Here is a 19,903-nt window from a genome sequence, read left to right on the forward strand (position 1 = left end):
TGCGGCAGGCGGTCAGTCATCGCTCGGCGCCTCGGGGATCGAGGCCGAAAGCGCGGCGCGCCAGTCATCCAGCCGTCCGGCCAGGGCCGGATCGGCAATGGCGAGGATCCCGGCGGCCATCAACCCGGCATTGGCCGCGCCCGCGGCGCCGATGGCCATGGTGGCGACCGGGAAGCCCTTGGGCATCTGGACGATGGAATAGAGGCTGTCGACCCCCGACAGCGCCCGGGTCTGGACCGGCACGCCGATCACCGGCACGCGGGTCTTCGAGGCCATCATGCCCGGCAGGTGCGCGGCCCCGCCGGCGCCCGCGATGATCACATGCAGCCCGCGCGCGACGGCGGTCTTGCCGTAGTCCCACAGACGGTCGGGGGTGCGGTGCGCCGAGACGATGCGCGTCTCGTAGGGCACGCCGAGTTCGTCGAGCACCTGGGCCGCCTCCTTCATGGTCGGCCAGTCGGACTGGCTGCCCATGATGATGCCCACCTTGATCTCTGCCATCGCGCCCTCCGGATGCCGCATGAGCCACGGGTTATATTGATTGTGCCGGGCGGTGCAATCGGCTTGGCGGGGCCGGGGGGTGGTCTGCGCTCAGTCCCGGGGCTGCGTGGGGTCGCGCGCCGCCAGGCAGTCCTCGATCGCGGCGCACAGGGTGGCCCGGCTGACCGGCTTTTGCAGGAAGGGCACGGCGTCGAGTTCGGGGAAGCCGCGCCGCGCCCGGCCGGATTCATAGCCCGACATCAGGATCACCGCGATGCCCGGGTAGCGGTTGCGGATTTCCGAGGCGAGCGCATGGCCCTGGATCGCCCCGGGCATGATCAGATCCGACACCACCACATCGGGCAGGGGCCCCGACTTGAGCGCGACCAGCGCGCTTTCGGCATCCTGCGCGACCCTGACCTGATATCCGTCCAGCAGCAGCTGGCGGGCGACCACGCGGGTGACGGCGGCATCGTCGTCGACCAGCATGATTCCGGCGCTGCCCTTTTTCGCGGCAAGGGCGGGGATGTTCAGGGGCTGGTCGGGCGTGTCGGCCAGATCGGCCAGGGGAAAGATCATCGTCACCGTGGTGCCGACGCCCAGCGTGCTGCGCAGCCGCAGGCCCCCGCCGCTCTGGCGGCAGAAGCCCGAGACGACCGGCAGGCCCAACCCGCTGCCCGTGGCCTCGTCCTTGGTGGTAAAGAACGGCTCGTCCGCCCGCGACAGGGTGGCGGCGTCCATCCCGGTGCCGGTGTCGTGGATGCTGATGCAGACATATTCGCCACCCAGCAACCGCTCTGTCCCGCCAAAGCCCGAGACATTGCCCTGTTCGAGGTATTCCAGCGAGGAGGAAACGAAGAGTTCGCCCCCGTCGGGCATGGCGTCCCGCGCGTTGATCAGCAGGTTCAGCAGCGCCTGCTGAAACCCCTTGGCGTCCAGACGCACCACGCAGCGCCCGGCGGCCAGGTCGGTGAGGATCTCGATATTCTGCGGGCAGACGCGGCGGAACATGGCCAGCGTCGCCTCGATTTGGCGGTCGCAGGCGACGGGCTCGGCCTGCAGGCGCGACTTGCGGCCATAGGCCAGTAGCTGGCGGGTCAGCCTGGTGGCCTGGTCGGTGGCGGTGGAGGCCTCGACGATATGCATGGCGATCTGGTCGAGGTCGGACTCATCCCGCATCAGCTCAAGATTGCCCTGGACGACCATCAGCGTGTTGTTGAAATCATGCGCCACACCGGCGACCAGCTCTCCCAGGGCCTGGGTCTTCTGCGCCTGCGCCACGGCCAGCTCCGAGGTGAGGCGCGCCGCTTCGGCCGCTTTCAGCTTGCGGTCGGCCTCGTGCCGTTGCGCCTCGGCCCGGTTGGTGGTGCGGGCAAAGGTCACGGTCGCGACGCCGACCGAGGCGATCATCGCCACGCTCAGCAGCACCGGGTGGAACGCGGGGGACAGCAGGCCCAGCCGGGCGCCGTTGACCAGCAGCAGGCCCAGGACGATCGGGCCCAGCACGATCACCGGCAGCAGGCGCCGCGCCATTCGGCTGCCGGTCTCATCGCCGGTCAGCACCCCGGCCCAGCCCGCATCCGGCCGCTTGAGGACCAGCGCCGCAAAGATCGCCAGCAGCGCAATCGCGGTGTTCAGGCCCATCGAGGTATAGACCTTGTTGGCAAACAGCGCCTCGGTGTCGAAGGCATAGCCCAGCAGGGGGATCAGCAGAACGACAAGGCCCGCAGTTTCGATTGCCGACACCACGGGCGAGGGGGCGGAGTGGCGCACCACCAGGCGCAGGGCCAGCAGGGCACAGGTCATCGCCGAGGCCCCCGACATCGTGTCGAACGGGCTTTCGCCATTGATGTTCAGCGGCTGGAAGTGGGTCAGCGCGACGATCAGCAGGATGGCCAGCCCCGCGGCGGCGGCCAGGGTCGACTGGCCGTCGCGGTAGAGCGCCAGTGTGCCGAGGCAGGCCAGCAGCACGCAGATGGCGGTTTCGGCCACCATCGCGGGATAGCCCGGCAGCACGCGGACAAAGAAGCTGATCCCGCCGCCCCAGCCCAGCACCAGGTCGGCGGTGGCGATGGCCCCGGCCAGCAGGGTCAGCCCGATCCCCCAGCGGCGATAGGCCCGCGCGATCGGATCCGCGCCGGGCGGGGGCGGCTTGGTGTCGATCTGGCCTCGGTCGGACATCGGCGCCGCGTCTCCTGTCGCGTCATGCCTCCGTGCTGTCCGGCCTTCAGGCCCGGCTTGGCGCGGCGGGGATATGCAAGGATGTGCCGCAGCGGGTGCGGGGGTCAATGACTGTGCGGGGGCGTGCCATCGCGGCGGCGCTGGCCCGGATCGGTATGTCAGGCGATGATGTCCGGGGTCAGGCGGTCCTCGATCCGGGCGATCATGTCCTTCAGGCGCAGCTTTTGCTTCTTCATGCGCTGCAGGGTCAGCTGGTTCATCCCGCCGCTCAGCTGAAGCTCGGCGATTTCGGCATCCAGGTCGCGGTGCTGCCGGCGAAAGACCTCCAGTTCGACGCGGAGCACTTCGTCGTTCTTCATCGACAGTTCGTTGGGCGCGTTCATCCCGGGCGATTCCAGCTGCTGAGTTGAAACCCCAATGTAACCCCCCGGCCTCTCTGGTGAAAGCCCCGGGCGGGCGGCATGTCACGGTGGCGTCACATTGCGGGTGCGACCCTTGCGGCACGCGGCGCGAGGGCCCATATTTCCACCGAAGGGGTCGCCGTCAGGGGCCCCGAAATGGACTGTCGCTTGAGACAAGGACGTGTCGATGACCAAGCTCACCATGGGGGCCCACCCCTACATGCTCGGGTTCGAACAGCTGGAACGGCTGCTGGAACGCAACGCCAAGTCAGGCAACGAGGGTTATCCCCCGTTCAACATCGAGCAGACCTCGGACTATTCCTATCGCATCACGCTGGCGGTGGCCGGGTTCTCGGAAGACAATCTGGCGATCACTCTGGAGGACCGGCAACTGGTCATCCGGGGGCTCCAGAACGAGGATACCGAAGGCCGGACCTTCCTGCACCGCGGAATCGCGGCGCGGCAGTTCCAGCGCTCCTTCGTCCTCGCCGAGGGCGTCGAGGTGGGAGAGGCCGTGATGGAAAACGGTCTTTTGCACGTGGATTTGAACCGGGCAGAGCCCGACCGCGTTGTCCAGACGATCCGCATCAGGAAAGGATGAGCCGATGAACGCCGAACATGATGTGACCAAGGGGGCCGAACGGATCGTCTATATCCGTCCCGTGGCCGTGCAGGACCTGCCCGAAGAGGTGCAGGAACAGGCCGAGGGCGCCGAGACGATCTATGCCGTGCATGCCGCCGATGGCGAACGGCTCGCGCTGGTGCGCGACCGCAAGCTGGCCTTCGTGCTGGCCCGCCAGAACGACTATGCGCCGGTGACGGTGCACTGATCCGACGATGCGCGGGGCGCGCCAAGCGCCCTGCCACCCGCGCCCGGGCGGTTGACCCGGGCGTGTGACGATCCTAACCCTTGCCGGTGAACGGACCGGGAGGGGATCATGGCTTCCTACGAATTCGACTGGGTGGATGCCTTTACCACCGTGCCGATGGGGGGAAACCCCTGTGTCGTGGTGCACGGGGCGGCCGATCTGCCCGCCGCCGACCGCATCCGCCTGGTGCGCGAGACGCGCCTGTCGGAATGCGCCTATCTGGTGCCCTCCGAGACGGCGGATTTCGGCGCCCGCTACTACCTCGCAACCGAAGAGATCCCGATGGCGGGCCATCCCACCGTGGCCACCGTCGCCTCGCTGCTGGACCGGGGGCTGGTGACGCTCAGCGGGGGCGAGGCGGAATTCACGCTGGAGGTGGGCGCCGGCATCCTGCCGATCCGCGTGACCCAGTCGGGCGATGCCCCGCCGGTGATCACGATGAAGCAGTTCCAGCCGACATTCGGCGCGGTGCACGACCGGGCCGAGGTGGCCGATATCTTTGGCCTGGGCGCACGGCACCTGCTGGACGATCCGCAGACCGTTTCGACCGGGTCGGCCTTTTGCGTCATGGCGCTGCGCGACCATTCCGTGCTGCGCCGCGCGCGGCTGGATTCCACCGCCCTGGCGCAATGGCTGGAGCGTCCTTCGACCGATTGCCGGATGATCTTTCTGACCGTGCCGCAGGGGGTGACCGAGGCGGGACAGACGTTTTCGCGCCTGCTGATCGCGCCGCCGGGGCCGGCCGAGGATCCCTTCACCGGTTCGGCCACGGGTTGCATGGCGGCCTATTTCTGGAACCGCGGACATCTGGAACAGCCGCGTTTCGTGGCCGAGCAGGGGTACTGGATGGACCGCCCCGGTCAGGCACTGGTCGAGGTGCTGGGCCCGCGCAAGGCGCCGACCGGCGTGCTGGTCGGCGGCTCGGGCTGCGTGCTGATGCGGGGCCAGCTGACGCTCTGATCCGTGCGGAATCGAAAAGGCCCGCGCCATGCCGTCCGGCTGGCGCGGGCCCTGTTGCGTGTTGTTGCCGCGGCGGGCGTGCCAGGCCGCCGCCGCGCCGCGCGCTCAGAAGTGCATCGCGTAGCCCAGGCTCAGCCCGTAGTCGCGCGTGCCGTCGAGGATTTCCCCACCGTCGAAATCGACCTGGAAGGTGCCCGCGCCCATCCGCGCCGTCATGCCCAGCCCCAGACGGGGCGAGGTGTTGCGCGTGGTGGTGCCGAACCCGTCCTCGAACCGGTTGAAATCGACCGCGAGGCTGACATAGGGCCGCACCCCGCCGGAGAGGGCGAAATCGGCCCGCGCGCCCAGCGACCCGGTGAGGGAGCTGACCGTGTGCCCCGGCACCGCCGCCGCATTGATCACGGCGGCCGGGTGATCCTCGGAAAATCCGGCGATGCTGGCGAATGTGGTCACCTCGGCCGCGCCCAGCGTCATGCGGTAGTTCATCCGCAGCGCCCCCGACAGGCGGTCGGCATCGTAGGAGGTCGGACCGAAGGTATATTCGGGCCGGGCCCCCAGGATCTGCGCGTCGATGGTCAGGTTCTCGGCCACGGGGGCCGAGATGTAGGCGCCGTAGCTCAGCGCCTTGGCCTCGACATCGGTGCCCGATGCGGTGACGTCCAGCGTGCCGTAGGACAGAACCCCGCCCAGCACCACGCCATTGCCCAGGGTGGTGTCCACGCCCAGCGTCAGGTCATAGCTCTGCCCGTCGACGGTGCCGTCGTACTTGCGGCCCTTGAACGACAGCCAGGCCTGTACCGGCGCGCCCGAGCGGCCCTGGCTGGACAGGAAGAACCCTTGCGACCCCACGGTGCCCGGCGCACCGCCCCGCCGCGCCGCCAGCGCCGACGCGATGCCCGAGCGCACGGCCCCGGTGGCCCCGGTCGCGGCAAGTGTTGTCACCTGATGCGACAGGACGCGCGCCTGGCGTTCCTTTTCCCGCTGGATCGCGGCGGCGCGTTCGGCGGCGGCTTTCTCGGCCGCGGCGCGTTCTTCCTCGCTCGGCTGGGTGCCAGTGTCGGTTCCGGTGTCGGTGCCCTCATCGGTGGGCGGCGTGCCGTCATCGCCGCCGGTGCCGGGCTCCTCGTCCTCGTCGGGGCCGGTGGTATTGGGGGTACAGGTGGCCTCGATGCCGAAGGTCATGCCCGGAGTCGCCCGGCCGCCCATCTCGATCTGAACTTCAGCCGGCTTGCGCGCGACAAAGCTCGCACCCTGACAACTGGCCGCGTCGTTACATATGAGGAACGACTGCCCGTCGTAGTTCACCCTGATCAGGATGTTGTCCACGGCTTCCGGGTTGATGGTGTCGAAAGCAAACCTTTCGCCGGGATCCATGTCGGAATAGCCGTAGGTGATCGAGTTGCCGTCGCGGAATTTCGGCCCGTACATGGCGCCGTTGCAACTGGCGGCAGTTGCCGCGGCAGGCGCGAGGGCGGCAAGGCCGAAGCCCAGCACCCGTAGGAGTTGTCGTGTCATGCTGTCCCCAGTCCTTGGCCCCCTCCCGGGGCAGTCACCGGGCACCTGGGCCCGGGTGGCGGGCAGTGTGTCGCGGTCCTGTATACAGGACTACCCCCCATTTCAGGGGGTGTGGCCGGCAGGCCGCAGGGCCGGAACGCAAAAGGCCGCACCCTGGGGCGCGGCCTTTCCTTGGGTCTTGGCGGCGCTCAGTGCGCGGCGATCAGGCCCATGCTTTCCAGCTTGAGGATCACCTGGTGGGCGCAGTTGTCCACGTCGGTGCCTTCGGTCTCGACCCGCAGCTCGGGGTGCTCGGGTACGTCATAGGGGTCGGAGATCCCGGTGAATTCCTTGATCTTGCCCTCGCGCGCCAGCTTGTAGAGGCCCTTGCGGTCGCGCTTTTCGCATTCCTCGATCGAGGTCGCCACATGCACCTCGATGAAGGCGCCGAACTGCTCGATATCCTCGCGCACGGCACGGCGGGTGGCCGAATAGGGCGCGATGGGGGCGCAGATCGCGATGCCGCCGTTCTTGGTGATCTCGGAGGCGACATAGCCGATGCGGCGGATGTTCAGGTCGCGGTGCTCTTTCGAGAAGCCGAGTTCGGACGACAGGTTCTTCCGCACGATGTCGCCGTCGAGCAGGGTGACCGGACGGCCGCCCATTTCCATCAGCTTGACCATGACGGCGTTTGCGATGGTCGACTTGCCCGAACCCGAGAAGCCGGTGAAGAACACGGTGAAGCCCTGCTTGGAGCGCGGCGGCCGGGTCTTGCGCAGCTCGGCCACGACCTCGGGGAAGGAGAACCACTCGGGGATTTCCAGCCCTTCGGCCAGACGGCGGCGCAGCTCGGTGCCCGAGATGTTCAGGATCGTGACGTTGTCCTTGTCCTCGATCTCGTCATTGGGCTCGTACTGGGCGCGCTCCTGCACATAGACCATGTGTTTGAAGTCGACCATCTCGATGCCCATCTCTTCCTGGTGCTCGCGGAAGAGGTCCTGCGCATCGTAGGGGCCATAGAAATCGTCACCGGCCGAGTTCTTGCCGGGGCCGGCGTGGTCGCGCCCGACGATGAAGTGCGAGCAACCGTAGTTCTTGCGGATCAGCCCGTGCCAGACGGCCTCGCGCGGGCCGGCCATGCGCATCGCCAGCGGCAGCAGCGACATCGTAGTGGTCGAGCCCGGGTATTTGTCCAGCACCGCCTCGTAGCAGCGCACGCGGGTGAAGTGGTCGACATCGCCCGGCTTGGTCATGCCCACGACGGGGTGGATCAGCAGGTTGGCCTGGGCCTCTTTCGCGGCGCGGAAGGTCAGTTCCTGGTGCGCGCGGTGCAGCGGGTTGCGGGTCTGGAAGGCCACGACGCGGCGCCAGCCCAGCTTGCGGAAATAGGCGCGCAGTTCGTTCGGCGTGTCGCGGCGGGCGCGGAAGTCGTAATGCACGGGCTGCTGGATGCCGGTGACCGGACCGCCCAGATAGACCTTGCCGGCGTGGTGGTGCAGGTAGTTCACCGCCGGATGCGCCAGATCGTCGGCGCCAAAGACCTTTTCGGCCTCTTTCGACTTGTCGGGCGTCCAGCGGTCGGTGACCGTCATGGTGCCGAGGATCACGCCTTCCTGGTCGCGCAGGGCGATGTCCTGGCCGATCTCGATGCTGTCGGCGAACTTCTCGGACACGTCCAGCGTGATCGGCATCGGCCAGAGCGAGCCGTCGCCCAGGCGCATGTTGTCGACGACGCCGTTATAGTCCTCTTCGGACAGGAAGCCCTTGAGCGGGTAAAACCCGCCGTTCATCAGAAGCTCGAGGTCGCAGATCTGGCGCGGGCTGAGGTCCCAGCTTGTCAGCTCGGCGGCCTCCAACTTCATCTTCTGGGCACTTTCGTACGAGACGAAGAGCTCGGGGATCGGAGCGAGTTTGTTGTTCATCAGTAAGGTCCTATCGTTCAGTGTGACCTGGCCGGCGCCCGAGCCGGTCAATTCGGCATGAAGTGCCTGGTATTCCAGGAATTTGCGGGCGAGGAAACGGTCGGTGAGACGGGCTTTCTCGGCCGCGCCGCGGGCGGTAAGGGAATAGGCAAAGCGGTGACGCCGGTCGGGGCCCTCGCGTTCGCTGATCCGGATGAAGCCGGCATCCGCCGCCGACCTGAGCCGGGCATTCAGCCCGCCCAGCGACACCCCGATCGCCGAGGCGATGGCCCGCTGCGAGGCGTCCGGTGCCATGTCCAGATGGCGCAGCAGCCGGAACAGCTCGCCGTCTTCGTCGGAAATGGGTTGGGCTCTCGTGGCGGACAATGCTTCGGACTCAAAGTGTGTTCAGTGATGAACGCATTGCACAGTTTGCTAGTGCAGAAAAGGGTTTTGTTCGAAGCGGGCGGCGGATTGATGCCGGCATGCGGACGGTCAGGGCCACGGCGGGGCACTGTATTTCAGCGTGAAATGAGTGGTTGGCGGCCTGTGGCGGGAATATTCCGCCCCGGGCGAATCGCGGGTCGTTGCACGCGGATCGGCTGACGCTTCACCGCGCTGTCAGCCGGGGCAGGGCCGTCGCAAACGCCGCTCTCGCGGCAGGCCCGGGTTCGCCGGGGGTGGGGTGGCCGCGTCGACGTCCGGGCAAGAGTGGCGTGCCACGGCGGGTTTTCCCGTTCGTGCCGGCAGGGCCTGCCGGGGCATTCCGGGCCAGACGCCGCGCTGCGCCTGCCCGGGCCAGACATGTCTGCCGGCGCCGTTACCTGGCAAGAAAGCCGGTTATGATTGCCAATCGACGGCCGGGCTATTCGCCCGGGGTGACTTCGGCAACCGGGGCCTCGGGCGCCACTTCGGCCGCGCCCTGTTCGGCCAGCCAGCGTTCCGCGTCCAGCGCGGCCATGCAGCCCATGCCGGCCGAGGTCACCGCCTGACGGTATTTGTGGTCGGTCAGGTCGCCCGCGGCAAAGACGCCGGGCACCGAGGTTTCGGTCGAGCCGGGGGTCACCTTGACATAGCCGCCGTGGTGCAGCTCCAGCTGGTCCTTGACCAGCTCGCTGGCCGGGGCATGGCCGATGGCGACAAAGACACCCTTGGCCGGGATCTCGGTGATCTCGCCGGTGTCGACATGTTTCACCTTGATGCCGGTGACGCCCTTGGGGTTGTCCTCGCCCACGACCTCTTCCAGCACGTGATGCCAGAGCGGTTCGATCTTGGGGTTCTTCATCAGCCGGTCGATCAGGATCTTTTCGGCCCGCAGCTCGTCGCGGCGGTGGATCAGGGTCACCTTGCTGGCGAAGTTGGTCAGGAACAGGGCTTCCTCGACCGCGGTGTTGCCGCCGCCGATCACCACGATCTCCTGCCCGCGGTAGAAGAATCCGTCACAGGTCGCGCAGGCCGACACGCCAAAGCCCTTGAAGGCCTCTTCGCTTTCCAGCCCCAGCCATTTGGCGCGTGCCCCTGTGGCCAGGATGACGGCATCGGCCTGGTAGAGCGTGCCGCTGTCGCCCTTGGCGGTGAAAGGGCGCTTGCTCAGATCGAGGTCGGAAATGATGTCGCCGATGATCTCGCAGCCCATCTCGCGCGCGTGGGATTCCATGCGCACCATCAGGTCGGGGCCCTGCACCTCGGTGTCGCCGGGCCAGTTCTCGACCTCGGTGGTGGTGGTCAGCTGGCCACCGGGTTCGATGCCCTGCACCAGGATCGGCTCCAGCATGGCGCGGGCGGCATAGACGCCCGCCGTATAGCCGGCCGGGCCGGACCCGATGATCAGAACCTTGGTCTTGCGCGTCTCGGCCATGGCGGACCCCCATTTGCAGCAGTTGCCTCTACTTAGGACGCGGCCCTGTCCGGCGCAACCGCACCGGATTGCATGGCCGGACTGCATGCGTAATAAGCAGCGCGCGGGCCGAGGCTGCGCATTTTTCCTGCTTGGCGAAACAAAGTTGCGCACTGACAGGCCGGTGATATAACAAACGCAAATCTGGGGAGAGCACGGATGGCGGGATCGCGTCTGGATCCGATCGACAGGAAGATTCTGGCCGAGCTGCAGGCGGACGGCCGGATGACCAATGTCGAACTGGCCAAGCGTGTGGGCATTTCCGCGCCGCCCTGTCTGCGGCGTGTGCGCACGCTGGAAGAGGCGGGATTCATCCGCGGATACCATGCCGATGTCGATACGCGCGAGCTGGGATTCGAGGTCCAGGTCTTTGCTTCGGTCGGGCTGCAGAGCCAGGCCGAGTCGGATCTGTCGGCCTTCGAGCGGCGCTGCAAGGCATGGCCGCTGGTCCGCGAATGCCACATGCTGAACGGCGAGATCGACTTCATCCTGAAATGCGTCGCGCCGGATCTGTCGACCTTTCAGTCCTTCCTGACGCAGGAGCTGACGGCGGCCGACAACGTGGCCAGCGTCAAGACCTCGCTGGTGATCCGCTGCGCCAAGGACGAACCGGGCGTGCCCTTCGATATCCTGGAAGAAAGACTGAACCGCACCGCGTGACGCCGGACCCTGGGTCCTGCGATGCGGTTCAGACCGTGATCATCCGCCGAGGGGACGGATGCGCGGTATTTCAGGCTGCGTGAAGGTCATGCAGCGCCCTGAGCGTCATGCGCGGGTGGACGAGCAGGCCGAAATCCTCCAGCTCGCGGATATGGGGAAAGAGCGACAGGAACAGGGCCAGCATGTTCGGGCCCATCTGTTCCTCCAGGTGGTAGCCCGGGTGATAGGTCTCGACCCCCAGCCCCTCGGCATAGATCGTCGCGTGGCGATCCAGGCAGATGTGGTAGGTCTCGACCGGGGCGGGCGGGGTGATCTGGAACACGCAGTCGCAATCGACAAATTCGTCCAGCGGGGTATAGGTCTCGGCCCCGCTGGTGGCGCGGCGCAGCGCGTCGGGGCGGTGCAGCATGCGCGCGCCGGGGCCGACGGTCAGGTCGATGCCCGGGCGGCCGGGGCCGAACCGGTCCGAGGTCACGCGGGTCAGGCGGCACTGTTCGGGCGTCGCGCCCGGCGCGTTCGGCACCATCGTCATGGAGCCGATCCAGCGCACCTGCATCTGACCGTGTTCGAGGGTCTCCACCCTCATCCCCGGGCGCAGATCCTCGATCGCGCGGGGGCCGCTGTCGGTCATGATCCCGGTGCCGCGGGCGAAGGCGTTGAAGGCGCTTTCGAATTCCGTCGTGGCCGGCGCGATATGCTGGGTCAGCTGATCGCGGCCCTCGGAATCGAGGGTCTGGATCTCGTACCGGCGCATCATCGGCATCCGGCGTTTGGCGGGAACTTGCTTGGCAGCGTCGTGCTCGATGGCACGAGGAGAAAACGTCATGTGCGTGACCCTGGTCTGGTCGTCGCATCCGCGCTGGCCCCCACCAGCAACGTCAGACGGACAAACGTGAATTCGTCTTGTGGTTCGAAATTTGCCGAAAGTTGGGCGATCTGTCAAAGCAGGCGAACAACCGTTGCGCGAACGCCGTTCAATCCCGGGCTGTGACCCGGCATTGTTCCGGCCGACCACCACAACCCGCCACATTCGCGCCACAATCGCGCCGAATCAGGGGCATGTTCTGTGGTCGCGGGACAACAGTCCGTCGCCGCCCGTCAGGCCGCCTTTCGGAGCGTCACCGCACGTCGCAGGGGCGCTGCCGCCCGCGCAGTCCGTTCGAATGGCAGGACCGGCGTCTGGGCCTTCGAGGCCTCTATCACCGCTTTCATCCAGCGCTTTTGCTTTTTCATTGTGTCGCTCCTCGCATCCCCCGGTCGTTGCCGGGTCTAGAAGGAAAGAATGAAATTGCTTTGCGGCGCATCTGGGACGGAAACGGGATCAATTCTGTCCTGTTTATGGAGGCTTGCCGGATTCTCTTAAAGTCGGATGGCCGACATCAGCCTGCCATAGTCCGCCTCTCCCGCGTGGGTTGTGCGGCGGTACGAGAAGAACCGCTCGGAATCCGAGTAGGTGCAATGCCGGGTCCATTCGGCATGGCCGACCCCGGCCTGGCGCAGGCGGTGCAGGCCAAAGGCGGGCAGGTCGAACTGCAGCCGGTCGCCTTCGCCATTGGCAAAGAAGCGGGCATTGCCGGGATCGTCATCTATGAAGGCGTCCATGAACTCGGGCCCGACCTCATAGGCGCGCTGGCTGATCGAGGGGCCGATGACGGCGGTGATGGATTCGCGCCGCGCGCCGAGGGATTCCATCGCCTCCACCGTGCGTTCCAGCACCCCGTCCAGCGCGCCGCGCCAGCCGGCATGGGCCGCGCCCACGACACCGGCCTGCACATCGGCAAAGAGCACGGGCTGGCAGTCGGCGGTCAGCACGCTCAGCACCAGGCCCGGGCGGTCGGTGACGATGGCGTCGGCCTGCTCGGTCTCGGTGCTGTCGGGATCGGCGATCACGGCGCGCGACGAATGCACCTGGCGCACGGATCTCAGGCACTCCGGCTCGGCCTCCAGGGCCCGGGCGGCGCGCGCGCGGTTGATCGCCACGATTTCCGACTGGTCGGAGCTGCCCGGCCCGCAGTTCAGCCCGGCGAAGATTCCGGACGACGCACCACCGCGGCGGGTGAAGAATCCGTGCCGCAGCGAGGAAAGCGCGTCTGACGTGATGATTTCCAGCGTCATTCCAAGGGCTTCGCAGGTTCCAGGCCGGGAGGCGGTGCGGCGGTAAAGGGATAAAGTGCCATGACTTTGAAGAGCGTCCCCATTTCGTCGGGGTGGGTCAAGCGGCGATGTGCGGCGATATGAGAGCTGAGCGCAACCCCGTCCATGCGGCTGGCCAGCGCCTGCGCCCGGGCGGTGATGCCCAGCCGTTCGAGGAACACGCCCTGCGGTGTCATGACGCTGTGGGCGGATGGCGTGGCCCGGGCGAGCGCCTCGAAATCCACATGCGCCGTCAGGTCGGCATGGCCGGGATCGGCGAGGGGATCGGCCGGGGCATGGCCGCGCAGCGCCTGAAAGGTATCGCCCGAGGATCGCCAGTCGCCGTAATCCACGATCAGCGCCACGCCGCCCCGCGCCGCGATCCGGCCACCGATGGCCGAGACGATGGCCGTGGCGGGGGCGCAGGTCTCGACCACCTCGCCCTCGGCGGTATCGGCCAGCCGGTGCGCCAGCGCATGCAGCGGCGCGGCGGCGCTCAGCCCCGGCGTCAGGCGCCCGTCCTTGAGCCCCACCACCCGCTCGCGCCAGCCGCGCCCCTCGCGCAGGAACTGGCGCACGGGCAGGGCGTCGAAGAACTCGTTCGCGACAAGGAACAGCGGCAGGTCGTCGGGCAGGGCGTCGGCGCTGTCGATCCACCCGGGCGCGGCCTCGCGCAGCGTTTCGGCCTGGCGGGCGCGCAGGGCGGGGGAGGCTTCGACCAGCACGATCCGCGCGGCCTCGGCAAAGCCGGGCACGCCCCGGGTGGCGCGCAGGATATCGGCCATCAGCGTGCCCCGGCCCGGTCCCAGCTCGGCCAGCACGAAGGGTGCGGGCCGCCCCTGGTCCAGCCAGCACTGCGCCAGGCAGAGGCCCAGCATCTCGCCGAACATCTGGCTGATCTCGGGCGCGGTGGTGAAATCGCCCGCAGTCCCCAGCGGATCGCGGGTTGTGTAATAGCCATGCACCGGGTTCAGCAGGCATTCGGCCATGTAGTCGGCCAGGCTCATCGGCCCCTCGGCGGCGATCCGCGCCATCAGGTGGTCGGCAAGGCTCATGCCCGGGGGCGCGACAGGGCATATCCCGCGATCGCGACGCCGGCGACAACCATCGGCAGCGATAGCAGCTGGCCCATGGTGATGCCGATGCTGTCGGTCAGCCGCAGCACATGGCCAAAGGGATTGTCGGGCGTGATGAACTGCTGATCCGCCAGGCGGTAGAATTCGACGATGAACCGCGCGATCCCGTAGCCCGCCAGGAACAGCCCCGTCAGCAGCCAGCGCCGCCGCAGCGCCCCGAACCGCCAGGCGGCGATGACGAGGATCAGACCCAGGACAAGCCCCTCCAGCCCGGCCTCGTAAAGCTGCGAGGGGTGGCGGGCGCAGGGACCGATCACGCCGGGGCAGTCCTGCGCGGCGGTGCCGGGAAAGATCACGCCCCAGGGCACATCGGTCGGACGGCCCCAAAGCTCGTTGTTGATGAAGTTCGCGATCCGCCCCAGCCCCAGCCCGATGGGCGTGCCAAGCGCCAGCATGTCGGCGCAGGAGCCGAGCGGCACCGCATTGCGGCGGCACCAGATCAGCGCCGCGACGACCACGCCCAGCATGCCGCCGTGAAACGCCATGCCGCCCTGCCACAGCAGCGGGATCTCGGCCGGATGGGCCAGGTAATAGGCGGGCTGGTAGAACAGGACAAAACCCAGCCGCCCGCCCAGCACGATGCCCAGCACGATCCACAGCATGAAATCTTCCAGCTGCGACGGAGTCATCGGGGCGGTGCCGTTGGGCCAGAGGGCGGGACGCTTCAGCGCCCTGCGCGCCAGGGCGATGCCCAGGATGATTCCGGCGATATAGGCCAGGGCATACCAGCGCAGGGCGAATTCGATCCCGAGCAGGGTGAACGAAACGATCTCGGGCGAGATGTCGGGAAAGGGGATCGCGGCCAGCATGGCGCCAAATGTGTCGGCCCCGGGGGTGAAGTCAACCTTGCGACCGTGCGTCAAGACGCCCATATAGAGGGCAACCCTGAGATGGAGACCGACATGCAGACCCGCTCGCGATTTTTCGACGACATGTCGCAGCTTATGACCAATGCCATGGGCGTCGCCCAGGGCGCCAAGGACGAGGCGCAGACCGCGTTCAATTCGATGATCGACCGCTGGCTGGCCGACCGCAATCTGGTCACGCGCGAAGAATTCGACGCCGTCCGCGCGATGGCGCAGAAGGCACGCGAGGAGAATGCCGCGCTAGAAGCGCGCATCGCCGCGCTGGAGGCCAAGCAGGGGTAACCCGGTCTTAGCTTTTCCACGTCATCATGAACCAGATCGCCGCCGCGGCTTGTCCCTCGCCGCGTCGGCGGGATGCGGGGCGGGCTCCCCAACGTCCGCCCCGCGCCGATGTTCGCTCCGCGCCGATGTCGGCCGCGCCCGACTCGGATGACCGCATCGGATCCAGCCATCCGGGCCGGATTCGCCGGTATGCGCGGGATGTGAGCGCTCACATCGCAACCGCCACGGCGAACCGGGGCGCAGCCCTGCGGTTGCCCTGCGCCTGTGTATACAATCGCCACAATTGAGCCACGAAACCGTCCAGCCCGGCACATTTCTGCGCCGCAGCATGCGCTGATTCACTGGAAAACAGGCCGATGGCAAGTTTCCGCCTGTCGTGGGCCCGGCCCTTTCCACGCCCTCAAAACCGCAAATTTCACTGCGATTTTCTACAAAAGGCGATGATCCGGAAAGGATGAGGCAGATGGATGCGGTGCTGACGACGATCAACGGTACGGGGCTGATGGCGATGGTCGCGGTCCTCTACGGGCTGGTCCAACGCGTCCATCTACCGCGCTGGCAGCGTCATGCCCTGCTGGGTCTTGCCTTCGGGTTCGGCGCCGCTGCGGGCATGATGGAACCGCTCCAGCTGGCCCCCGGTAACTTCATGGACTGCCGGAACCTCTTCATCGGCTTCGCGGGGGTCTTTGCGGGCCCGATCGGCGCGGGGATCGCCTTTGTCGTCGGGGCCGCCGCCCGTCTGGCCATTGGCGGGCCGGGTGCGATCTACGGGGTCATCTCGATGTATATCGCGGGTCTGCTGGGCCTGATGTGGGTGCTCAAGCGCCTGCGCCCCGATGTGATGAAGTCCTACCATTTCACCATCATCGGCGCACATATCTCGCTCTCCTTCGGGGCCATGTTCTTTCTGCCCACTCAGAGCGGGTTCCAGAACGTGGTCGAGACCCTCCCCGCCTTCATCGTCTTCAACATCGTTGCGGCCACCGTCTTTGGCACGCTGATCAACCGCGAACGCGAGCGGGCCCGCAAGGAACGCCTGTTGACGGAAAAGGCGGATACCGATTTCCTGACCGGCAGCCTGAACCGCCAGGGGCTGGAACGGCGCTACTCCGCGACCCGCGCGCTGGGGACACCCAAGGGGGCCGCGCTGCTGCTGTTCGACCTGGATCACTTCAAGCAGGTCAACGACAACTACGGCCACGGCGTCGGCGACGACGTGCTGGCCGACACGGTCCAGACCATCCGCTCGCGCCTGCGCCCCGGCGACATCTTCGCCCGTGTCGGCGGCGAGGAATTCCTGATCCTGCTGCAGGACGTCACCCGCGATACGGCGCATCGCAAGGCCGACAAGCTGCGCCAGGCGGTCTGCGAGAACGTGATCATCGTCGACGCGCCCGAGCGCGAGGTGACGATCAGCGTGGGTGTCGCGCATTACCGCACCGACCTGCCGGACCTGTCCGAGGCGATGAAGGCCGCCGATGCGCTGCTCTATGTCGCCAAGGACACGGGCCGCAACCGGGTGGTCGCGGCGACCATTCCCTATCCCGTGCGGGGTAGCAGACCCGCCAGCGGCGCGATGCCCGGCCCCTATCTGGTGAGCGAGACGCCATCGGGCTGACGCGGCCCCCCGGGGCAGCACAGGCAAGACCATGACCGGAGGGGCGCGGGAATCGCGCCCTTTTTCGCGTCTGCGCCGCCGGTCCGGGGCAACTGCGCCAAAAGCGGGCGCAAGACGCAATGGTTTGTGTCCCTTCCGTGAAATCCACAACTTATTGCGGTTACCCACAACAAATCGCTTTACAGCTTCTATCGGCCGCCGCACCATATCTGGTAAGGAACAAGGGAAATCGCCCCTGTTCCTTGAGCAGGCACCTAGCGCTGGGGGCGCTGATGCTCCTCCGCGCTACACAACGAAAGAGGTGGCGCCATGAGCTTGTCCGAGCAGTTCCTTCAGGAAGACCTTCACCCTATCGACATCGTCGAACACCTGGCCGAGAGCAACGACTGGGATTTCGACCGTATCGGCGACGACCAGATCGCCATGGCGGTGGAGGGCCAGTGGCGGACCTATTCCATCACCCTGGCCTGGTCGGGCTATGACGAGACCCTGCGCATGGTCTGCACCTTCGAGATGGAGCCGCCCGAGGAAAGCCTGCCGGGCCTCTACGAACTGCTGAACGACGTGAACGATCAGTGCTGGGGCGGCTCCTTCACCTATTGGCGCGAGCACAAGCTGATGGTCTTTCGCTACGGGCTGGTGCTCACCGGCGGGCAGGTCGCCAGCCCCGACCAGATCGACACGCTGATCCATGCGGCTGTCGCCGGGTCGGAACGCTACTACCCCGCGTTCCAGCTGCAGGCCTGGGGCGGCAAGTCCCCCCGCGACGCGCTGCAGGTCGCCATTGCAGAGGCCTACGGGCGCGCGTAAACCTTGCCCCCGACGCAGGCGCCGGGGGTAACAGATGAATTTCGACGATATTTCCGGCCGCGGCCTTGTGCTTCTGGGCTGCGGCAAGATGGGATCGGCGATGCTGGCCGGCTGGCTGGCGGGCGGGCTCGACCCGGCTTCGGTCCATGTGATCGACCCGAACCCCTCGGACTGGCTGCAGGGCACCGGGGTCGCGATCAACGGGGCGGTGCCGGCCTCTCCGGCGATTGCCCTGGTTGCGGTCAAGCCGCAGATGATGGGTGACGCGCTGCCCGCCCTGCGGGCCATGGGCGGGGGGCAGACCCTGTTCGTTTCGGTGGCCGCGGGGACACCCATCGCGCGGTTCGAAGGCGCGTTCGGCGCGGCCTCGCCCATCGTGCGGGCCATGCCCAACACGCCCGCCGCCATCGCGCGCGGGATCACCGCCATCGTCGGCAATGCCAGCACCACCCCCGCCCATCTGGACATGGCCGAGGCGCTGCTGCGCGCCGTGGGCCAGGTCGTCCGGCTGCAGGACGAGGCCCAGATCGACGCGGTCACCGGGGTTTCCGGGTCGGGTCCGGCCTATGTCTTCCACCTGATCGAGACGCTGGCCGCCGCCGGAGCCGCCCAGGGCCTGCCCGAGGATCTGGCGATGCAGCTGGCCAAGGCTACCGTGGCCGGGGCAGGGGCGCTGGCCGAACAGGCCGCCGAGGATCCGGCGCAGCTGCGCGTGAACGTCACCAGCCCGAACGGCACCACCCAGGCCGCGCTGGAGGTGCTGATGGACGGCGAAACCGGCTTCCCCGCGCTGCTGGAGCGCGCCGTCGCCGCCGCCACCGCCCGTGCCAGGGAGCTGTCCGATGGCTGAGATCACCTTTGACGATTTCCTGGCCGTCGACATCCGCGCCGGCCGCGTGATCCGGGCCGAGCCCTTCCCCGAGGCGCGCAAGCCCGCGATCAAGATGTGGATCGATTTCGGCCCCGAGATCGGGGAAAGGAAAACCTCGGCCCAGGTGACGGTGCATTACACGCCCGAAAGCCTGGTCGGAAAGACGGTGATGGGGGTGGTGAACTTTCCCCCCCGCCAGATCGGCCGGTTCATGTCCGAGGTGCTGGTGCTGGGGGTCGCGGATGCCGAGGGCGCCATCGTGCTCTTGTCGCCGGATACCGAGGTGCCCCCAGGGGAGCGGATGCAATGACGCGCATCCTGATCACCCGCCCGCTGCCCAGGCGGGTGCTGGCCGAGGCCGAGAAGCATTTCGAGATCGAGGTCCGCGACACCAACACGCCGATGAAACGCTCGCAGCTGCGGGCGGGGCTGGTGCTGCATGACGGCATCCTCGCCACGCTGGGCGACGTCTTCGACGCCCGCGTCTTTGCCGATTTCGAGGCGCCGCGCTGCAAGATCATCGCCAATTTCGGCGTGGGCTTCAATCACATCGACGCCGCTGCCGCGCGCGGGGCCGGGATCACCGTGACCAATACGCCCGGCGCCGTCACCGATGCCACTGCCGATACCGCCATGACGCTGATCCTGATGACCGCCCGCCGCGCGGGCGAGGGCGAGCGCATGGTCCGGGCCGGCCGGTGGGAGGGCTGGCACCCGACCCAGATGCTGGGCCTGCACGTGACCGGCAAGACCGTGGGCATCATCGGCATGGGGCGGATCGGCCAGGCGATCGCGCGGCGCTGCCATTTCGGGTTCGGGATGGAGGTGCTCTATCACAACCGCTCGCCGAAACGGGTGGAGTTCCCGGCGCGCCAGGTCTCTCTCGCCGAGCTGGCGACGCGGGCCGATATCGTGGTGGTGGCCGTGCCCGGCGCGGCCGAGACGCATCACCTGATCGGGGCGGAGCTGTTTGCCGCGATGAGGCGGACGGCGATCTTCGTCAATATCGCCCGGGGCGATGTGGTGGACGAGGCGGCGCTGATCGCTGCCCTGCAGCAGGGCCGGATCGCCGGCGCGGGGCTGGACGTCTACGAGTTCGAACCCGCCGTGCCGCTGGCGCTGCGCGGGATGGAGACCGTGACCCTGCTGCCGCATCTGGGCACCGCCGCGCTGGAAGTGCGCGAGGACATGGGGCTGATGGCGGTGGAGAACCTGCGCGCCTTCTTTGCCGGGGAAGAGGTGCCGAACGCGGTCAACTGACGGCGGGGGCGCATGATGGCCGGGCGCCGCGGGCGCCTCGGCAGGGGAAGGGGGGCTGTCTGCCCCCCTCTTGCGCCCTTGGCG

At 67.6% G+C, this 19,903-nt stretch carries 20 protein-coding genes; 10 read left to right on the plus strand and 10 right to left on the minus strand.

The window, feature by feature from the left end; genetic code table 11:
- Nucleotides 1–12: 12 nt before the first annotated feature.
- The 3 genes from purE to GLS40_RS07260 form a co-directional block, all read right to left on the minus strand.
- A complete protein-coding gene (purE, locus tag GLS40_RS07250; protein WP_160382073.1) occupies nucleotides 13–501 on the minus strand; it encodes a 5-(carboxyamino)imidazole ribonucleotide mutase in 489 nt (162 codons plus the stop codon).
- A gap of 90 nt (nucleotides 502–591) precedes the next feature.
- Nucleotides 592–2,661, minus strand: a complete 2,070-nt coding sequence (locus GLS40_RS07255) for a response regulator (RefSeq protein WP_160382074.1) — start codon at nucleotides 2,659–2,661, stop codon at nucleotides 592–594.
- Nucleotides 2,662–2,819: 158 nt separating this feature from the next.
- Nucleotides 2,820–3,044 carry a YdcH family protein gene (locus tag GLS40_RS07260; protein ID WP_160382075.1) on the minus strand — a complete coding sequence of 75 codons (225 nt, stop codon included), beginning with the start codon at nucleotides 3,042–3,044 and terminating at the stop codon, nucleotides 2,820–2,822.
- 205 nt (nucleotides 3,045–3,249) lie between these two features.
- Here GLS40_RS07260 and GLS40_RS07265 point away from each other — a divergent pair, with 205 nt between their 5' ends.
- The 3 genes from GLS40_RS07265 (at nucleotide 3,250) to GLS40_RS07275 (ending at nucleotide 4,891) form a co-directional block, all read left to right on the plus strand.
- Complete coding sequence (locus tag GLS40_RS07265; RefSeq protein WP_160382076.1) at nucleotides 3,250–3,663, plus strand: Hsp20 family protein; 414 nt, start codon at nucleotides 3,250–3,252, stop codon at nucleotides 3,661–3,663.
- A 4-nt stretch (nucleotides 3,664–3,667) separates the two neighbouring features.
- Entirely contained in the window at nucleotides 3,668–3,892 is a 225-nt protein-coding gene (locus GLS40_RS07270) for a DUF1150 family protein (protein ID WP_160382077.1), read from the plus strand.
- A gap of 108 nt (nucleotides 3,893–4,000) precedes the next feature.
- The gene (locus GLS40_RS07275; protein WP_160382078.1) at nucleotides 4,001–4,891 is read left to right on the plus strand and encodes a PhzF family phenazine biosynthesis protein; all 891 of its coding nucleotides are present in this window, start codon (nucleotides 4,001–4,003) and stop codon (nucleotides 4,889–4,891) included.
- A gap of 105 nt (nucleotides 4,892–4,996) precedes the next feature.
- Here the strand turns inward: GLS40_RS07275 and GLS40_RS07280 are convergent, their stop codons facing one another.
- The 3 genes from GLS40_RS07280 to trxB all read right to left on the minus strand — a co-directional run bounded on the left by GLS40_RS07280 (nucleotide 4,997) and on the right by trxB (nucleotide 10,144).
- Entirely contained in the window at nucleotides 4,997–6,406 is a 1,410-nt protein-coding gene (locus GLS40_RS07280; protein ID WP_160382079.1) for an autotransporter outer membrane beta-barrel domain-containing protein, read from the minus strand.
- Between the two features lie 188 nt (nucleotides 6,407–6,594).
- Entirely contained in the window at nucleotides 6,595–8,673 is a 2,079-nt protein-coding gene (locus tag GLS40_RS07285; protein WP_160382080.1) for a bifunctional sulfate adenylyltransferase/adenylylsulfate kinase, read from the minus strand.
- A gap of 478 nt (nucleotides 8,674–9,151) precedes the next feature.
- Nucleotides 9,152–10,144, minus strand: coding sequence for a thioredoxin-disulfide reductase (trxB, locus tag GLS40_RS07290; protein ID WP_160382081.1), 993 nt, complete (start codon nucleotides 10,142–10,144; stop codon nucleotides 9,152–9,154).
- A gap of 198 nt (nucleotides 10,145–10,342) precedes the next feature.
- Between trxB and GLS40_RS07295 the strand changes: the two genes are divergently transcribed.
- Nucleotides 10,343–10,843, plus strand: coding sequence for an Lrp/AsnC family transcriptional regulator (locus tag GLS40_RS07295; RefSeq protein ID WP_160382082.1), 501 nt, complete (start codon nucleotides 10,343–10,345; stop codon nucleotides 10,841–10,843).
- A gap of 70 nt (nucleotides 10,844–10,913) precedes the next feature.
- Here GLS40_RS07295 and GLS40_RS07300 read toward each other — a convergent pair whose 3' ends face one another.
- The 4 genes from GLS40_RS07300 to lgt form a co-directional block, all read right to left on the minus strand.
- On the minus strand, nucleotides 10,914–11,669 hold the full coding sequence (locus GLS40_RS07300; RefSeq protein WP_160382083.1) for a Hint domain-containing protein: 756 nt from the start codon (nucleotides 11,667–11,669) through the stop codon (nucleotides 10,914–10,916).
- Between the two features lie 533 nt (nucleotides 11,670–12,202).
- Complete coding sequence (pgeF, locus tag GLS40_RS07305) at nucleotides 12,203–12,958, minus strand: peptidoglycan editing factor PgeF (protein WP_160382084.1); 756 nt, start codon at nucleotides 12,956–12,958, stop codon at nucleotides 12,203–12,205.
- Nucleotides 12,955–14,031 (minus strand): class I SAM-dependent methyltransferase, encoded by a 1,077-nt coding sequence (locus GLS40_RS07310; protein ID WP_160382085.1) that lies wholly within the window; start codon nucleotides 14,029–14,031, stop codon nucleotides 12,955–12,957. The genes pgeF and GLS40_RS07310 overlap by 4 nt, the downstream gene beginning before the upstream one ends.
- Nucleotides 14,028–14,921, minus strand: coding sequence for a prolipoprotein diacylglyceryl transferase (gene lgt, locus GLS40_RS07315; RefSeq protein WP_160382259.1), 894 nt, complete (start codon nucleotides 14,919–14,921; stop codon nucleotides 14,028–14,030). Before lgt ends, GLS40_RS07310 begins: the two co-directional genes overlap by 4 nt.
- 93 nt (nucleotides 14,922–15,014) lie before the next feature.
- Between lgt and GLS40_RS07320 the strand changes: the two genes are divergently transcribed.
- From GLS40_RS07320 to GLS40_RS07345, 6 genes are all read left to right on the plus strand, one after another.
- Complete coding sequence (locus GLS40_RS07320) at nucleotides 15,015–15,260, plus strand: accessory factor UbiK family protein (RefSeq protein ID WP_160382086.1); 246 nt, start codon at nucleotides 15,015–15,017, stop codon at nucleotides 15,258–15,260.
- A 463-nt stretch (nucleotides 15,261–15,723) separates the two neighbouring features.
- Entirely contained in the window at nucleotides 15,724–16,878 is a 1,155-nt protein-coding gene (locus GLS40_RS07325; RefSeq protein ID WP_160382087.1) for a diguanylate cyclase, read from the plus strand.
- 309 nt (nucleotides 16,879–17,187) lie between these two features.
- Nucleotides 17,188–17,688, plus strand: coding sequence for a type III secretion system chaperone family protein (locus tag GLS40_RS07330; protein ID WP_160382088.1), 501 nt, complete (start codon nucleotides 17,188–17,190; stop codon nucleotides 17,686–17,688).
- Between the two features lie 34 nt (nucleotides 17,689–17,722).
- Nucleotides 17,723–18,538, plus strand: coding sequence for a pyrroline-5-carboxylate reductase (proC, locus tag GLS40_RS07335; protein WP_160382089.1), 816 nt, complete (start codon nucleotides 17,723–17,725; stop codon nucleotides 18,536–18,538).
- Nucleotides 18,531–18,869 (plus strand): tRNA-binding protein, encoded by a 339-nt coding sequence (locus tag GLS40_RS07340; protein WP_160382090.1) that lies wholly within the window; start codon nucleotides 18,531–18,533, stop codon nucleotides 18,867–18,869. The genes proC and GLS40_RS07340 overlap by 8 nt, the downstream gene beginning before the upstream one ends.
- The gene (locus GLS40_RS07345; RefSeq protein ID WP_160382091.1) at nucleotides 18,866–19,819 is read left to right on the plus strand and encodes a 2-hydroxyacid dehydrogenase; all 954 of its coding nucleotides are present in this window, start codon (nucleotides 18,866–18,868) and stop codon (nucleotides 19,817–19,819) included. The genes GLS40_RS07340 and GLS40_RS07345 overlap by 4 nt, the downstream gene beginning before the upstream one ends.
- The last annotated feature ends 84 nt before the right edge of the window (nucleotides 19,820–19,903 follow it).

The organism is Pseudooceanicola pacificus, from assembly GCF_009789075.1.
Lineage (GTDB): Bacteria > Pseudomonadota > Alphaproteobacteria > Rhodobacterales > Rhodobacteraceae > Pseudooceanicola > Pseudooceanicola pacificus.

Excerpts from the sequence above, each read along its gene's own strand:
- purE (WP_160382073.1), bottom strand. The coding sequence starts at position 501 with ATGGCAGAGATCAAGGTGGGCATCATCATGGGCAGCCAGTCCGACTGG.
- GLS40_RS07255 (WP_160382074.1), bottom strand. The coding sequence starts at position 2,661 with ATGTCCGACCGAGGCCAGATCGACACCAAGCCGCCCCCGCCCGGCGCG.
- GLS40_RS07260 (WP_160382075.1), bottom strand. The coding sequence starts at position 3,044 with ATGAACGCGCCCAACGAACTGTCGATGAAGAACGACGAAGTGCTCCGC.
- GLS40_RS07265 (WP_160382076.1), top strand. The coding sequence starts at position 3,250 with ATGACCAAGCTCACCATGGGGGCCCACCCCTACATGCTCGGGTTCGAA.
- GLS40_RS07270 (WP_160382077.1), top strand. The coding sequence starts at position 3,668 with ATGAACGCCGAACATGATGTGACCAAGGGGGCCGAACGGATCGTCTAT.
- GLS40_RS07275 (WP_160382078.1), top strand. The coding sequence starts at position 4,001 with ATGGCTTCCTACGAATTCGACTGGGTGGATGCCTTTACCACCGTGCCG.
- GLS40_RS07280 (WP_160382079.1), bottom strand. The coding sequence starts at position 6,406 with ATGACACGACAACTCCTACGGGTGCTGGGCTTCGGCCTTGCCGCCCTC.
- trxB (WP_160382081.1), bottom strand. The coding sequence starts at position 10,144 with ATGGCCGAGACGCGCAAGACCAAGGTTCTGATCATCGGGTCCGGCCCG.
- GLS40_RS07295 (WP_160382082.1), top strand. The coding sequence starts at position 10,343 with ATGGCGGGATCGCGTCTGGATCCGATCGACAGGAAGATTCTGGCCGAG.
- GLS40_RS07300 (WP_160382083.1), bottom strand. The coding sequence starts at position 11,669 with ATGACGTTTTCTCCTCGTGCCATCGAGCACGACGCTGCCAAGCAAGTT.
- pgeF (WP_160382084.1), bottom strand. The coding sequence starts at position 12,958 with ATGACGCTGGAAATCATCACGTCAGACGCGCTTTCCTCGCTGCGGCAC.
- GLS40_RS07310 (WP_160382085.1), bottom strand. The coding sequence starts at position 14,031 with ATGAGCCTTGCCGACCACCTGATGGCGCGGATCGCCGCCGAGGGGCCG.
- lgt (WP_160382259.1), bottom strand. The coding sequence starts at position 14,921 with ATGCTGGCCGCGATCCCCTTTCCCGACATCTCGCCCGAGATCGTTTCG.
- GLS40_RS07320 (WP_160382086.1), top strand. The coding sequence starts at position 15,015 with ATGCAGACCCGCTCGCGATTTTTCGACGACATGTCGCAGCTTATGACC.
- GLS40_RS07325 (WP_160382087.1), top strand. The coding sequence starts at position 15,724 with ATGGATGCGGTGCTGACGACGATCAACGGTACGGGGCTGATGGCGATG.
- GLS40_RS07330 (WP_160382088.1), top strand. The coding sequence starts at position 17,188 with ATGAGCTTGTCCGAGCAGTTCCTTCAGGAAGACCTTCACCCTATCGAC.
- proC (WP_160382089.1), top strand. The coding sequence starts at position 17,723 with ATGAATTTCGACGATATTTCCGGCCGCGGCCTTGTGCTTCTGGGCTGC.
- GLS40_RS07340 (WP_160382090.1), top strand. The coding sequence starts at position 18,531 with ATGGCTGAGATCACCTTTGACGATTTCCTGGCCGTCGACATCCGCGCC.
- GLS40_RS07345 (WP_160382091.1), top strand. The coding sequence starts at position 18,866 with ATGACGCGCATCCTGATCACCCGCCCGCTGCCCAGGCGGGTGCTGGCC.